Origin of the sequence: Chitinophaga sp. H8 (genome assembly GCF_040567655.1) — a bacterium.
Classification (GTDB): Bacteria; Bacteroidota; Bacteroidia; order Chitinophagales; family Chitinophagaceae; genus Chitinophaga; species Chitinophaga defluvii.
The window spans coordinates 1448596-1464380 of record NZ_JBEXAC010000001.1 but is presented as its reverse complement, the minus strand read 5'-3'; the positions used below and the strand labels follow the sequence as shown (position 1 = coordinate 1464380).

The following is a 15785-nucleotide window of genomic DNA, read 5'->3' as shown; positions in this document are numbered from 1 at the left end:
GTTTAGAAGATGTATCCCTCAATTACAGATTCCCCTTCTTCAGCTCCTCCACAGCATAATTAGCAGACCGGGCCGAAAAGGCCATATACGTAAGTGATGGATTTTGTGTAGAGGTGGAAGTCATGCAGGCGCCATCTGTTACAAACACATTCTTGCATGCATGCAGCTGATTCCAACTGTTGAGCATAGACGTTTTGGGATCATGCCCCATCCGTACACCGCCCATTTCATGAATATCCAGGCCTGGAGCACGCTCCCACCGGTGCGACTGTACGTCTTTAAATCCTGCATTGGTAAACATTTCAGAAAGCTGCTCAAAATAATCGTTCAGCATCTGCTTATCATTATCATCAAAGTCAACCGAGATCTTTGCCAACGGCACACCCCAGTCATCTTTCTGGTCCTTGTCCAGCTTGATGTAACTCTCTTCCTTGGGAATGGTTTCTCCCATCATATGCGATCCTACGCCCCATGATCCCAGCTTGGGGTTCAATAAGCTTTCTTTCAACGATGCGCCCATCGCGCCGGTATCGCTATGCGTACCACGGCCTGCGCCAAAGCCTGCTGCATAACCGCGCAGAAATTTAGTTTCCTGTTTGTACACATTCCTGAACCGGGGGATATAACAACCCGCCGGATTACGGCCATCTACCGTAAATTTATCCAAATCACCTTCATACCTGCCGGATACACTGCCCCCATAATGGTGGAAGGCTACATACTTACCCAATACACCACTGTCATTACCCAACCCCTGTGGGAAACGATTGGAGATAGAATTGAGCAGGATGATATTAGTATTAATCGCCGCTGCATTTACAAAGATCACTTTGGCAAAGTATTCTATTTCCTCTTTGGTATTAGTATCTATCACCTTTACACCGGTAGCTTTTCCCAGCTTTTCATCATAGATGATAGAATGTACTACGGAAAATGGACGCAGCGTAAGATTACCTGTTTTCTGTGCCCAGGGAATAGTAGAGGCATTGCTACTAAAGTACCCGCCAAACGGACATCCGCGCTGGCATAATACCCTGTTCTGACACTTACCGCGCCCCTGCTCCAGGTGGATAGGCTGTGGCTGCGATAAATGCGCGGCACGTGCCCGGATCACATGACGGCCCTGGTATTTTTTATTAACCTGCTCCCGGAAATAATCTTCCACGGCATTAAATGGATAAGCTGGCAGAAACTCGCCATCAGGCAGTTCTTTTAAGCCGTCCCTATTTCCGGCAATGCCTGCAAATTTTTCTACATAGCTATACCACGGCGCAATGTCTTTATAACGGATGGGCCAATCCACTGCAAAACCATCGCGGGCAGGTCCTTCAAAATCGAAGTCGCTCCAGCGCTGTGTTTGTCTGGCCCATAACAGTGACTTACCGCCCACCTGGTAACCACGGATCCAGTCAAATGGTTTGTCCTGTATATAAGGATGCTCTTTATCTTTTACAAAAAAGTGCGCTGCATCTTCCTGAAAAGCATAGCAGCGGCTGGCAATGGGTGATGCTTCTTTGACCGCCAACGGCAATTCGCCCCGGTGTTCAAACTCATACGGCAGCAAACTGGTGGTAGGATAATCCTTGATGTGCTTTACATCCCGGCCCCTTTCCAGCACCAGTGTTTTTAATCCTTTTTCTGTCAGCTCCTTGGCCGACCAGCCGCCGCTGATCCCTGATCCTATTACAATCGCATCAAACGTGCGGTCCTGAATACTCTTTATATTTAAATTTGCCATGATGTTCCTCTTGATAGTGTGATTAAGCTTGCTTTACCGGGAAATAACCATTGTACCTGCCAGGTACCAACTCATACTTGTTCAGATCCGTCATCACATATTTGGAATTTGTAAATCCCTGGATCACCCGGTGCTTGCTGATCTCCAACATGGTCTTAATCTCCTTGGGTGTTTGTTCTTCCTGCATGGCTGCGGTGAGCAACTGGCTGCGCTGCTCCGGGGTGCATTTGGCAAATGGTTGCTGATGCTTATCTTTTGCCAGCTGGTTTATCTTATTCAAACCTTTCACAAAACTATCCTGGTCGTCTTTACCATGGCAATCATCCACCATTTTTAAAGTAAACAAATGCAGGTTGAGTTCCTTTGCACCCGGTCCATCGGTTTTGGGAATGAAAGTTTCGGCAATCTCGGCCAATAGCGCTTCCTGATCGGCACTGATATCCAGATGGGTTAATTGAATAGAGGCCTTCCCTGGCTCCTCTGCACAGGATGGTAATAAAGCGATCCCCCCTGCTATAATCAATAAATTTTTAATCGCTGCTCTACGTTCCATGAGTACCTGGTTTTAATAATTATTACGTGGATGCGCCGGTTTATATCCGAAAACACCGTAAAATAGTAAATAAAAATAGCAAGTAAAAGGGATAAGGCAAGAAAGTTCCACACCCTGAAAACACACTACCAACGGCACACCTTAGTAAAACTGCCTTCGCAGCAGCAGCCGTTATAATTGTTTCCTTGGGAGATACTTCTTTCGGTGAAATACCTTACAGGATCACAAACTGGTAATGGCCTGCTTTCAGTTTCACCGTACCAGCTGTGTTCAGCTGCTTTTCCTTTTCATACCATTTTTGCCCGGGCTGCATAAATACTTCTCCGGTGGCATTGGGTGGTATGGTCACCTCATACATCACTGCACCTCCTTCCCTTTTCCACGAAGAAACGATTTCGCCATAAGGACTTGTATGCCGGGCTTCAAAGTGGTCCAGTCCTTTTACAAAATGCGGTTGCAGCAACACGTTGCGGAATCCAGGCTGACGGGGATCCGGCTTTATGCCTCCCGGACCCTTATACAGCCAGGCGGCTACTTCGCCAAACATCACATGATTCATGGAGATATCACGCGCGGCATCTATCTTCCAGTTTTCATAAAAGGTAGTGGCCCCGTTTACAATCCACCATCCCCAGGAAGGATAAGTTTCCTGTGCAGCCAGTGTATAGGCTACATCGGCATAGCCGTTTTCACTCAGTGCATTGAGGATGGCTTTTGCTCCCAGGATACCTACATCCAGGTGATAATTATCTGCTGCCACCCTTTTGGCCAACTGCTCCACTACTTTACTTTTCAGTTCCTCCGGTACCAATCCCTGGTGAAGCGGTACACTTTGCTCGGTTTGTAATCCCGAAGCATAGATGCCTGTAGTAGTGTTCAGGAATTTTTTATTGATGGCTGCTTTTATCTTTTGTGCCAATGCCTTATAAGTGCGGTAATCGTCTTCCCTACCCAGCACCTTAGCAATCTTTGCCAGGATGCTGGCATCGGTAAAGTAAAAGGCGGAAGAAGTCAGCTCCATATTGGCTACAGACTTTACAGGTACCCAGTCGCCCAGCCCCCAGGTGGTCAATCCATCGGGGCTGATGGTTTGAATATAGTTCACATACCGGCGCAGGTTGTCATAGTTATCTTCCAGAATTTTGGTATCACCATAAAACAGGTAAATGTTCCAGGGGATGATGGCAATGGTGCTGGTCCAGTCGGGTCCATTGGCCCACTCATATCCCCATCCGCTGGTGGGAATGATAGCGGGGAGCACACCGTTGGGCAACTGCTCATCGCGGTGGTCTGCCATCCACTTTTCATACACCGTGATCCCGTCAAAACTATATAGCCCGGTTTCAATAGCAATGTTGGCATCACCGGTCCAACCGTTCTTTTCCCGTTGCGGGCAGTCCGTGGGATAGCCGTACAGGTTACTCAGGTAGGAATTGTTATTAGCCCACCATATTTTGTCAAGCACGGGGTTGGAAGAGCTGATCTTTCCTACCGGTGGCACATCGCTGTGCATGAAATAGCCGGTAATGCTTTGTGCGTTCAGTTCTACCGGCGCATCTGCTGATACTTCTACGTACTGGAATCCTTTGTAACCAAATAGCGTGGTAAAAGATTCCGTGCCTTTGCCACTCAGGGTAAAGAAATCTACCTGGAAAGGATCAGAAGCATCAGTAGGATGATGATACAAACCAATGTTGGACATATCGGCACGGCCATTCTTGTCCAGCCGTTCGGTATGCTTTAGGCGCAGTGTGGTACCTGCCTTACCGCTCACCGTAATGCGGCTCACCCCTGCAATGTTTCTTCCCAGATCAAACAGATACACGGTATCGTTGATCTTCTTAACGCTTTTTGGATGAATTGTTTCCACATAGCGGATAGGCTGCATGGCTTGTGCTACGATATGTGGGGAAGGTGCAGAACGGTATACTACTTCTTTCCATTTGGCATCATCAAATCCATTCTTATTCCAGCCTTCCTGTTCCTGCCGTGCATCATAATGATCGGCAGTGTAGATATTACTGTATACCAATCCACCGAAAGATGTTTTCCAGGTTTTGTCGGTAGAGATCGTTTCCACTGTACCATCTTCATACGTTACCCGCAGGTTTAAACAGTAGGTAGGACGGTTTCTCCAGGGAGCCGCATTAAAGTACCAACCCTCTGTGGCGGGTTGATGATTATACCACCCATTACCCAGCAACACACCAATGGTATTATCGCCATTACGCAACTGTGGCGTAACATCATAAGTGAGATAGAGGGTACGGCGGTCGTACCGTGTCATCATGGGATTGAGGCGCTGATCACCTATGTTTGCCCCGTTGATATACAATTCATACAATCCCCCTGCTGCGATGTATGCCCTGGCAGATTTTACCGGTTTGTTCAGGCGGATCTGCTTGCGGAAGTAAGGAGCTTTCTTTTCGTTCACATCACGGGAATCGCTGATCCAGAAACCTTTCCAGTTTTCTTCCCGCATCATGCCCGTTTCAAAGCTGGCCACCGCACTCCCTGTTGATGGCTTACCATCTTTATCCCACAGGGTTACACGCCAGTAATATTTAGTGAAGGGCTGTAGCGGTTTTCCTGCGTATACTACCCGTTGTTGATCAGAGAGCGTTTTGCCCGTTTGCCAGCTGTTCCCTTTTCCTGCCGCTACACTCAGCGAATCCGTACCTACGGACAATTGCCAGGCGGTTTGTACAGCGCTCTGACGGTTGTCTTCCAGTTGCCAGGCAAGGCGCGGATGTGCGGCATCTATCCCTAACGGGTTTACCAGGTATTCGCATTGGAGCCGTACCGGTTCCGGTAAGGGCAAAGGCATAGCCTTAGGTTGGGAAGTAATGCCCAACCATAGCAATAATAGTGTGTTCATTTGCTATTTGCTTTTAGCGCTGTTAAGGTTGTTGCAGCGTAGCATCTTCCATAAATGCATAGCAGATAATATGGCAGATACCCATGTGCGCATCTTCTACCCTGCCGTAGTGCAGGTCGTCAATGATTACCGGATAGTCCGACTCCTTGCCCAGGGTGCCTACTTTGCCACCTACCAGGGAGATACTGTACATACCCAGCTTTTTAGCCATCTGCATGGCTTTTACCAGGTTGGGAGAATTACCGCTTACGCTCATACTGAAAAGCAGATCGCCCGGACGGCCATAGTTTGCCAACTGCATGGCAAATACATCATCATAGCTGTAATCATTGCCCAGTGCGGTAATCCAGCTTACATTGTCGTTGAGCGACAGGCAACGGAAACGTCTGTATGTTTTATCAGAAGCGCCTTTTCCCAGATCGGTTACAAAGTGGCTGGCATTGGCAGCGCTGCCACCATTGCCGATCACAAAGATCTGGCGGTCTTCTTTTAAGGCTTCTCTGAACTTTTCAATTATACCAGCTACTTTGTCGGCAGGGATCGTTTCCAGTGTTTTCTGATGTTGCTGGATATAACTTTGAACGTAAGATTCCATTTTTTGTAGAAATTTATTAGTCTGAATGATTTGTATTTATAAGATCATGGCAAGTGCACCCATTGGCACTACATCCTCTCCCAATCCGGCCAGCACCACTTGCGGTACCGGGTGAAATGCTTTCATCACAAAGCCCGGAAGTTTGTTATTGATACTACTGCTGAGCGGTTCTCCTATCAGCGAAATACCACCACCCAGGATGATAATATCGGGATGGAATAAATGCACCACATGCGATAAAGCCCAGGCCAGTTGGGTAGTGATATAATCCAGGATAGCCTGTGCATCCGGGCAATGCTGCTGGATAGCCGGAGGCAGAAAACGTGCTTCGCTTCCTGCGGGCCCGTTAGCGACCAGTCCTGCCAGAATACCGTTCGGGTGTTTTTGTACCGCCGCCTTTACCATCGCATCGATGGCCCAGCCGCAACATTGTTGTTCCAGCGTGGTACCGTCTACTGTCATACGCAGGTGACCAATCTCTACTTCTCCCGGGTATTTACCGTGATACAGTTCTTTGTGTTGTACCAGTCCACCGCCGATACCGCTGCCAATATTGGAATAAAAAACGGTATTATAACCTGTCCCTGCCCCATATACGGCTTCACCCAGTGCAGCCGTATTAGCATCATTTTCAATGAACACTGGTGTGTTGGTCAGTTCCCTCATCCAGTCGGCCAGCGGAAATCCTGACCAGCCATCAATCTGGTGGGATACGCCGATGGTACCTGCCCCCCTGTTGACCGGCCCGCCAAAGCCTACGCCGGTGGCTTGCAGGTTGAACTGCTGCCGCATCAGCGGCAACACCTCTTCCAGTTGTTTTCTGATCCCGGCAGCGCCCAGCTCCCTGGCCACTGCAAAACGCCGCTTTTCCAGCACCTGTGCGGCGGCATCATAGGCTACCAGCTGTAACTTACTGCCGCCGATTTCCACAGCGAGGAAGGCGTCTTCTTTGTGCTTTCCATTCATAACTTAATCCCGGTATAAGGTTTATTCTATTTTAAACTGTCTACCACCTGCTGGTAATACCCCAGGCTGGCAGCGATCTCTTTCATATTATCTTCCGGCTTGCTTTCATATTCAATGGAAAGAAAACCGGTGAATTTTTGACGATGCAATTCTTCCAGCATACCTTTTACATCAGACACACCTGTACCCCATACTACATCTTCGGCATCTTTACTTTTTGCTGATTCATCTTTAAAGTGCAGTTCCAGGATATGGCCATCCAGTTTTTTCAGGCTCTCTATTGGGTTCAATCCTGATCTTACCCAGTGACCTACATCTGCACAGGCACCAATGCGGGCACTCTTACCGGCAATAGCTGCCAGCAAAGTATCCGGATTCCAGTAATGGGATGGTGCCGGATGATTATGAATAGCTACACCGATCTGGAACTCATCGCACAATTTAGATACCATGTCCAGCTGATCCGGGTGTGGTTCTGATACAATGTTGGTAATATCCATTGCTTTGGCAAACTCAAACAACTGCCGCCATTGCGCGGGTGTTTCCGGGGTTACTACACCGAAGTCAATGAGCTTCACACCCTGTTCTGCCAGGTAGGCCAGGATCTTACGTTGTTTACTGCTATCGATGGTGTAGTCCATGTTGCCTTCCAGTCCGCCGCCGATGACTTGTCCCGGATAGCCGCCAATATAATTCAGCCCCAGCTCTTTTGCTTTCACTACGGCTTCAAAAAAGGTAAAGTTGCGGAACGTGTAAGCTATGGTAGCTACCTTCCAGCCTACTGCTGTTGCCGTGCTGTCTTTGGAGGAAGTTGATTCCTTGGTGCTATTGCCCGAATTACAGGAAACAACCCCGAATAATATTAAGAAGCCTATTAAAAGAACCCCGCAGATTATCAAGAGGCCTATAAAAAAGGTGCTTGTTCGTTTGATCATGGATTACATATTTTCAGGTGGATAGAATAGTATGATAATTAATTGTTTGACTGCCAGGTTCTTTCATTCAGTTCCTTAATGGCTTGCAGCATGTATTCCCGCGGACCATTATCTGGTCCTGCATTGATACCGTTTTCTGCATCATGAGGCGGATAATCAAATACCCACATGGCTGCCAGTGGCACCTTATACGTTTCAATACCATCCAGCAGTTCTGTATAATTTTTATTAGCTACACCAGTACCCAGTATTTGTTCCTGTGCCCCAAACTCACCGATGAACAACGGCTTTTTCAGTTTCACCGCATCTTCCATCGTAACCCGGATGATCTCTTTAAGAGAAGCAGGGAAGTCAGCAAAATAAGCCAGCGCATTATCGGGGTAGTGATGAATAGAAATGGTATTTACCGGGCCAGGATTTTGAATGGCCAGCATCTCCGCATATTGCTCCTGGGAGTCTTTGTCCCAGTTCTTCACTGTATGCAGGTGGTAGGCACTGGGGCGTGGATTGGCATTACCGCTCACGATGATGCGATTGGTATCATACAGGCGTACTGCTTTTCCAAATTCTGTTAGTGCCACTTGTAAGTCTTGTGTGCTCAGTTTGTCGGCTTTGCTGCGCGTAGGCGGCGTACCTACTTCTACCGCAATCTGCGGCAGGTTGGCATCATCACCCGGCAGGTCTGTTACCAGGTTCAGTTCATTCCCGAATTCCCATCCCCAGATAGCCGGGGAGTTTTTATAACGGGTTACCACCTCTTGTACATATTGACGCATAAAGGCATTCGTTTTACTGTCCTTGTTGCCCCACTGCCCCACCGGTTCTCCCAATAAATCAGGGATGGTGCTGTGGTTCCAGAATAGGGAAGGAATTAATCCGATCTCCAGCTCTTCTGCCGCTTTCACAAAGGCATCCAGGTTCTTAAAATACTGGTCCTTATTATTTTGGTATAGTTTAAAATTAACCGGCCAGAAACCACTGCACATAAAGCGTACAAAGGGTATGCTGCGGGCTTTGAGGTAGCGGAATCCCTTTCTGTAAGAAGTATCATTCCACGCACCGGGTTCCAATGTACGGCTAAAAGCATTAAAGTAGTTAACCCCTACTGCACGATAAGGCTTTCCTTTGAGGAGTAAAGTCCCGTCTGCCCTTACTGACAGGCCCAATGCCGCATCAGGAATTTTATTGGCTTCCAGCTTTTTAGAGCTGCATCCCGTTAGTCCGGTAGCGGCAATCCCTGCTGTTAACAAAGTGGCATAAAATATCTTTTTCATCCATCGGTTATTTAACGTTTGTGATTTCATAGAAAGTAACGCCATGATGTGCCAGGGTGACGGGCAGCACCAGGGTATTATTTTTCACCGCTACTGTCTGCGTTACGGGTTCCAGCTTTGTCAGTTGGTAATATCCTGGTTCTTTGCTGTTCCAGAAATCTTTGGCCGACTGGGTGCGCATATTGGACGGCAAGTCAATAGAATACTTAGACCATACAAAATCGTCATTCGTGATTCCCTGCGCATTCATATCCTTCCACCAGGTGGGCCAGAAATTGCCATGGGTATCATCTACTGTCCATTGTTTTACCTGTACGGTTTTGCCCGCCGCTGCGCTAACATTGCGAAGGGTGACCACGGTATTTTCAGCAGAGGCACTGTGCATATTGTTGTTAAAATTATACAACAGGACGCGTACTGTACCGGATTTTTTATCATAGCTGGCCATGGCGTCTACTTTATTGGCGGTATCTGCCGGTGTACCGCTTACGGCTACTCCAAGGCGCTGATTGCCCATCATTTTGTATCCCAATGCTGCCACGTGGGTACCTACCGGCAGCAAGCCTTCCCAGATACCTTTGGTAGTAAGGCTCCAACCCGAAAACCAATGGGCGTTGATATCAGACATGGTTTTAAACATCCGCGCATCAGAAGCTCCCTGGTAACTGAAGCCCACCACCCGCGAAGTCAGGTCACGCTTGTCATCCGGCGGACCATTCAGGATCCGGCCTTCATCAATACCGTATTCCAGTCCGTGCAGCCCGTTTTGCTCCGCACGATTGCGCAGGTGATTCAATACGCCCGCCAGTGTAAAGCCCTTGTCAACCAATACGCCCGGGCTTAATTCATAAAAGGAAGCACAGAGGAAATTGATCTGTGTGCCCTTTTTACCTGTTTTATAATTGGTGCCTTTGGCCACATGGTCAATAAATTCCAGCTCATCCCATAGTCCCGGGATAGCGCTCATACTGTGTGCACCTACTTTTAGATTTTTTGCTCCAATCACCGATTGCAATGCGGCTACCGTATAATCATACAACTTGAAATAAGCAATTTTGGTCGCTTCCGGATCATCTCCTTCTGCCGCAAACCAGTCCTTGTTTTCATACTCGGTAAGTACGCCCCATGACCAGGTATTTACTTCCTGGCGGCCAAATACTTTCACCACCGTATCGGCCAGTGCTTTAATGTAATCATGGTACGCGTTATAATCTGCCGGTGGACGTACATTCACACCAAAGAAGCCAATCTTGGGTTGGGCAGCGAACTTGGAAGGTACGCTGCCTGTTTTGATCATCGGTTTCAATCCCTGCCGGAGCACATTGTGGATGGCGGCAACGAGGGGCTTAAAATTATAGTCGGTCAGTACTGCCCGGTTGGCAGGATCTACAAACAGGTCTCTTTCCGGACTACCTCCGGTAGCTGTCATGATCTGCACGTGCTGTACAAAGGGGTAATGCTCTTTGAAAAAACCAGCCGGCTTATCGGCCGCTTTATCCATCCATTCAAACCTGAAATCCCAGAAATTAAGATCAGAGAAAACATTCCTGATCTTTTGACCTGCTGGCTTTGCCACGTCTACGGTAATATTCACCGCTGCCGGTTGTGTAGCAGTATGTTGACAATATGCTCCGGATACGATACCGGAGAAAACACTATAAAACAGTAACCATTTCATGTGGAATACGTTTAATCATTTCAAAATAGGGTATTATCTTTTTACCAACCCGGGTTTTGATTTTCCGAGAAATCGGGCACGATGGAAGCATCCGCAATCGGGATCGGGAAGATCCGGAACTTATCCTGCCAGGCATTGCGGCGTTCTGTTACAAAACGTTTATAGCTAAAGCTGTTGTCAGGATTTTTGATCACTTCCATACCTGTTACCAGTTTATCCGTTTTATCGAGGATCTTCCATCTTCTCACATCCCAGAAACGGTGTTCTTCAATGGCCAGTTCCACCCGACGTTCACGGCGAATCCTTTCCCGAAGAGCTTCCTTATCCAACCCGCCCAGGTCAGGCATCTGCGCTCTTCTACGGATGGCATTCACTGCATCCAGCGCTACCGCTGTAGGGCCATTGGCTTCGTTTTCTGCTTCTGCCAGGTTGAGATAAATCTCGGCCAACCGGTATTTCTTCCAGCCAGAAACCTGGTCTTGCCCGGTAGGTAGTTTAGGATCAAGGAACTTACGCAGGTAATACCCCGTATGAGTATTGGTACGATTTGGGGGTGATTTGATCAACTGATCACCACCGCCCGCATAGGTAGCTACCGTATGTACGTTGCCGTTGATATTGTCATACAATGCACCATTGTACCATACCGTAGCATAAAACCGGGGGTCACGGCCTTCATAAGGCTTGGCCGGATCATAGCCGGAAGCTGGGTTGATAATAGGTTTCAGATGATCCGCATCTTCATAGCCAGTGATCGCTGGTTCTCCGGTGGCCTGCATATCATAGCTATCTACCAACTCCTGGCTGGGACAAGCGCCTAACTTCCAGATCCCTCCTTTACTGGGTACGTTCATCACGCTACCGGGGAAGGCACTACGCCTTTCATAAATAGTTTCCCGGTCCCTGGGTACTACCGCAAAGTCGGCATTGTTCAGGAAATAATTCCCATAATCATCTGCCAGTTTATAATTACCACCTGCGGTAAGGGCTGTCAGCGCTTCTTTAGAGCCTGCGGCAGCTGCCTGCCATTTCGCTGCATCATTGGTTGGGTTCCACAGTGGACTGGCATTGTACAACAACGCTTCCGATTTAATAGCATACGCTATTGCCTTGCTGAAACGCACCCTTTCATTCTCTATCGTAATACGCAGGGGCATATTAGGATTAGCAATTACGGCGTCACAATCTTTTACAATAAAATCCACACATTCCTGGAAAGTGCCTCTCTTTAAACCCGTATAGTTAAAGTCATTATCAAAGGGCTTGTCTGCCACCGGCATAGCACCATATTTCTTGACAAGCTCCAGGTAAAAGAAAGCACGCAACAATTGTGCTTCACCTTTCAGCCTGCTTTTAAATTGCTCCCCTTTTACGGTAGCATTATCAATGTTTTGCAGGAAGATATTGGCATAACCAATCCCTGACCAGAAGGTAGGATATTGATTTACGGTGCCATCCACCCCTGCTGCCAACGGATCAAAGCTGGGCGTTAACCGCCCGGTGATCCAATCCCATACTACACCGGGGTTATTACCCACCTCTGCATCCTGGGCTTCATCGGTAGCGCCTGCCAGGAAAGACCATTCCTGATAAGCGGTATAGTAATATGGAATAAAGCCATAGATCGTATTTAAAAATGCTTCTGTACGTACCTGGTCGGAAAAAACATCTTTCATAGATATCTTTCCATCCGGTGTTATATCAAGCGGATTCTTTTTGCAGCCAATCACCAGGAAGCACAAGAACAGGCATATTATCGACTTTTTCATCTTGTAAACTTTGAGAGTTAGAACGTTACATTTACACCAAAATTGATCACCCGTAAAATGGGATACGACAGGTTGTAGGTCATTTCCGGATCCAGGTCTTTTGTAGGCAATCTATCCCACGTAAAGAGGTTCAACCCGTTTGCATAAAACCGTCCACCCTTGGCGCCTATTTTGTCAGCCCAGGTAGCAGGGATACGGTATCCCAACTCCAGGTTTTTCAGGCGCAGGTAACTGGCATCAATGGTAAAGAAGGTATTAGAAATTTCACTGGGAGAAGGCGTAGTGCTTAAACGCGGATACAGGATCTTTTCTCCGGCGGCGGCTCTTTCAGGTGTCCAGCTATAGTTGTGCCGGTCTATATAATTCAGTATCGGAAAAGTACCATAACTGTTATAGAAGTTGGTCACATTGGAAACACCCTGGAATAATGCACTCAGATCAAAGTTCTTGTAGGTAATGCTAAACGCCGTACCAAATGCATATTCCGGCACATTGGAATACCCAATGGGTGCCTGGTCTTTTTCGTTCACTACCCCGTCGCCATTTAGATCTTTGTATTTAAAGTCACCTGGCTTGGGGGCGCGTCCTACGTTTTGTTCGGGCGACTTGGCAATGTCTTCCTCACTTTCAAAGAAGCGGTCTACGATATATCCAAACAGTTGTCCGATACGGAAATCTGTTTCACGATACCGGTAAGCATAATCCTTTGGCAGTTGTGGTTCATCGGCAAACAGCTGTTTGTTTCTTGCATAGTTCAGATTCACCTTGGCCATCAGGGACAGGTCTTTGCTAAAGGCCTTGCGGTAGTTCAACTCAATTTCATATCCTTTGTTTTCTACAATACCCAGGTTTACCGGCGGGATCACACTGTTGGGGAATCCGTTGATCCTTGGAATAGTACCCCTTGTTCTCAGGATGTTATCCCTCCTTTCTGTAAATACATCTACCATCAGGGTCAGGGAATTAAACAACCCCACTTCTATGCCTACATTTGCTTTCTGTGCTACTTCCCATTGCAGGGCTTCATTTTTCAGGAGTGCAATATTGATCTTTTGCCCACGGCCCAGGCTGGGAGAAATACCACCACCGGTTACCTGGATATCATCCAGGTACAGGAACCTTCTGCCACCAATGCGGTCATTACCCACCTTACCATAAGACCCTCTTATTTTCAATAATGTTACCACTTTATTATCCGCCAGGAAGGGTTCGCCGGATGCCAGCCAGGCGGCAGATACTGCCGGGAAGAAACCAAAGCGGCTGCCTTTCACAAACTGCTCGGAGCCGTTGTAGCCTGCATTAAATTCTGCGAAGTATTTATTGTTATAGCCATACTTGATGCGGGAGGAGTAGCCGATCAGGTTATAAGGCAGTTCCTCATTAGACACCGTTTGCTGACGCTGATACAGGAGCAATCCCGACACATCATGCTTACCGAATTTTTTATCGTAGTTCAGGTATCCCTGTACGTTGGAAAGCGTTACATACGATTTTTGTCCGCTGATACTAAGTGGTGTATTACGGGTATCTCCCATCAACCGGTAGAAAGCAGAATCCTGTCCATTGCTGCCCGGTTGGATTTCCTGGGTGTATACCGCATAACTTTTTTGTGCCAGCAGGTTATTGACCGACTTGGAATCGAAAGAGATCACCGCTTTAACAGACAGCCCATCGGTAATAAAGTTCAGCTTTTGTTCCATGCCATAGCTGGCCAATACGTTGGTCCTGCTTTGCTGAATATACCCGGAGCGGTTCAGCTTTCCGAAGGCAGGCAGCAGCTCTACCGGAGAGGACAATACATCCCCATCTGGTGTAGTAGGCCCAGGTACAGTAGAAGGCAGGTAGATCATACTGGCCAGGATATTCAGGGCAGGTGAATTATCCGCATTACCATTAGGATTAGGCATGTTCTGTTTTTCCAGGTACCCCGCTACATTTAAAAAAGCCGACAATGTTTTATTCAGCTGCACATCAATATTGGAACGGAAGTTATATCGCTTGAGCGAAAAGCCCGGATCATAGGGTAGTCCTTTTTCCACGCGGAATTGCCCGCCCTGGTTAAGATAACCGGCATTTACAAAGTACCGCATGGTTTTGCTGGCACCGGAGATATTCAGGTTATACCGCTGTTGGAGCGACTGGTTTTTGAGAATAATACCACGCCAGTCGGTGTCCGGATAATGCAGTGGATCATCCCCGTTTTTAAAATGCTCCAGCTGTTCCGGTGTGTAAGCAGGCCCCAGGCCGTCATTGGTCTGTGCCAGGTTTCTCAGCATGGCATAGTCGTAAGAGCGTACCGTAGAGATCAGGCGGGTAAAATCCTGGGCACCGGCTTCTGCCGTGAAATTAATTTCCGGTGTGGCAGAAGTACCGCGTTTGGTAGTAACCAGTACCACGCCGTTGGCTCCTCTTACTCCGAATATAGCCGTAGAAGAAGCATCTTTCAGGATGGTCACCGACTCTACTTCATTGGGATCGATATAAGTAAGATCACGTTCTATCCCATCGATCAGTACAATGGGCGATTGTGCATTCACCGTGCCTTGTCCGCGTATAAACAGTTGCGTTACATCACGGCCGGGCTCACCACTCCGTTGTATACTCGTTAAGCCCGGTAAGCGGCCTGCCAGGGATACTGCCAGGTTGGCCGCAGGACTTTGTTTGATTTCTTTGGTCTGGATAGAGGCGATCGCACCTGTAACACTGGCTTTCTTCTGACTACCATAGGCTACTACCACTACTTCTCCCATGTTGCTGATCTTTTCTTCCAGGATCACGTTCAGCGGCCCATTGCCAGCAGGCACGGTCACCTCTTTATCCATATAGCCGATGTATGACACCACCAATGTTTGCCCGGGTTGCGCATTGATGGTAAAATGTCCGGACTCATTGGTATTGGTACCTGTAGAAGACCCTTTCAATTTGATGCTGGCCCCGATCAATGCCAGCCCTTCTGTGTTGGTTACCGTACCGGAAATAGCTTTGACCAGGGATACCGGTTCCAGCGGCAGCTGCACCGGGGCTGTACGCTTCGCCTGTGGTGTGATGAGGATCGTTTTATTGGAAATCTCAAACTCCAGGGATTGCCCTTTCAGGGAGATACCCAGAAATTCTGCCAGCGCCATATTGTGCGCCGACAAGGTTACCGGTTTACTCTTTTCCAGTAAACGTTTGTTGTAGATCACCATATAGCCCGTTTGCTGTTCGATGGCAGCAAAGACTTTCTTAATAGGTATATCCTTTCCCGTGAGTGTAACAGTTTGTGCTACCCCGGTGGCACTCACCTGCAGGCACATCACAAGCAGAAGCAAAGCGGTTAATTTCATCACATTTACAATTTTCCTGGTTAAGCTGTGATGGTCGCTTTCCTGAGCCCGTTTTGTCACGCCGTGCTTCAGA

Annotated in this window: 10 protein-coding genes; all 10 read right to left on the bottom strand. The window is 47.8% G+C overall.

The genetic code is table 11. The features are described from left to right. Positions 1-22 precede the first annotated feature (22 nt). A complete protein-coding gene (locus tag ABR189_RS05650) occupies positions 23-1738 on the bottom strand; it encodes a GMC oxidoreductase (protein ID WP_354659480.1) in 1716 nt (571 codons plus the stop codon). A gap of 22 nt (positions 1739-1760) precedes the next feature. Further along, positions 1761-2291, bottom strand: a complete 531-nt coding sequence (locus ABR189_RS05645; protein ID WP_354659479.1) for a gluconate 2-dehydrogenase subunit 3 family protein — start codon at positions 2289-2291, stop codon at positions 1761-1763. A gap of 214 nt (positions 2292-2505) precedes the next feature. After that, positions 2506-5169 carry an alpha-L-rhamnosidase gene (locus ABR189_RS05640; RefSeq protein ID WP_354659478.1) on the bottom strand — a complete coding sequence of 888 codons (2664 nt, stop codon included), beginning with the start codon at positions 5167-5169 and terminating at the stop codon, positions 2506-2508. Between the two features lie 22 nt (positions 5170-5191). Further along, the gene (locus ABR189_RS05635; RefSeq protein ID WP_354659477.1) at positions 5192-5764 is read right to left on the bottom strand and encodes a D-sedoheptulose-7-phosphate isomerase; all 573 of its coding nucleotides are present in this window, start codon (positions 5762-5764) and stop codon (positions 5192-5194) included. Between the two features lie 36 nt (positions 5765-5800). Beyond that, complete coding sequence (locus ABR189_RS05630; protein ID WP_354659476.1) at positions 5801-6730, bottom strand: ROK family protein; 930 nt, start codon at positions 6728-6730, stop codon at positions 5801-5803. A 26-nt stretch (positions 6731-6756) separates the two neighbouring features. After that, positions 6757-7665, bottom strand: a complete 909-nt coding sequence (locus tag ABR189_RS05625) for a sugar phosphate isomerase/epimerase family protein (RefSeq protein WP_354659475.1) — start codon at positions 7663-7665, stop codon at positions 6757-6759. A 38-nt stretch (positions 7666-7703) separates the two neighbouring features. Continuing rightward, positions 7704-8939 (bottom strand): cellulase family glycosylhydrolase, encoded by a 1236-nt coding sequence (locus ABR189_RS05620; protein WP_354659474.1) that lies wholly within the window; start codon positions 8937-8939, stop codon positions 7704-7706. A gap of 7 nt (positions 8940-8946) precedes the next feature. Next, positions 8947-10617 carry a GH39 family glycosyl hydrolase gene (locus ABR189_RS05615; protein ID WP_354659473.1) on the bottom strand — a complete coding sequence of 557 codons (1671 nt, stop codon included), beginning with the start codon at positions 10615-10617 and terminating at the stop codon, positions 8947-8949. A gap of 41 nt (positions 10618-10658) precedes the next feature. Next, on the bottom strand, positions 10659-12386 hold the full coding sequence (locus ABR189_RS05610; RefSeq protein WP_354659472.1) for a RagB/SusD family nutrient uptake outer membrane protein: 1728 nt from the start codon (positions 12384-12386) through the stop codon (positions 10659-10661). Positions 12387-12403: 17 nt separating this feature from the next. After that, positions 12404-15712, bottom strand: coding sequence for a TonB-dependent receptor (locus ABR189_RS05605; protein ID WP_354659471.1), 3309 nt, complete (start codon positions 15710-15712; stop codon positions 12404-12406). Positions 15713-15785 lie beyond the last annotated feature (73 nt).

Coding starts and splice junctions, on each gene's coding strand:
- ABR189_RS05650 (WP_354659480.1), bottom strand. CDS start 1,738: ATGGCAAATTTAAATATAAAGAGTATTCAGGACCGCACGTTTGATGCG.
- ABR189_RS05645 (WP_354659479.1), bottom strand. CDS start 2,291: ATGGAACGTAGAGCAGCGATTAAAAATTTATTGATTATAGCAGGGGGG.
- ABR189_RS05640 (WP_354659478.1), bottom strand. CDS start 5,169: ATGAACACACTATTATTGCTATGGTTGGGCATTACTTCCCAACCTAAG.
- ABR189_RS05635 (WP_354659477.1), bottom strand. CDS start 5,764: ATGGAATCTTACGTTCAAAGTTATATCCAGCAACATCAGAAAACACTG.
- ABR189_RS05630 (WP_354659476.1), bottom strand. CDS start 6,730: ATGAATGGAAAGCACAAAGAAGACGCCTTCCTCGCTGTGGAAATCGGC.
- ABR189_RS05625 (WP_354659475.1), bottom strand. CDS start 7,665: ATGATCAAACGAACAAGCACCTTTTTTATAGGCCTCTTGATAATCTGC.
- ABR189_RS05620 (WP_354659474.1), bottom strand. CDS start 8,939: ATGAAAAAGATATTTTATGCCACTTTGTTAACAGCAGGGATTGCCGCT.
- ABR189_RS05615 (WP_354659473.1), bottom strand. CDS start 10,617: ATGAAATGGTTACTGTTTTATAGTGTTTTCTCCGGTATCGTATCCGGA.
- ABR189_RS05610 (WP_354659472.1), bottom strand. CDS start 12,386: ATGAAAAAGTCGATAATATGCCTGTTCTTGTGCTTCCTGGTGATTGGC.
- ABR189_RS05605 (WP_354659471.1), bottom strand. CDS start 15,712: ATGAAATTAACCGCTTTGCTTCTGCTTGTGATGTGCCTGCAGGTGAGT.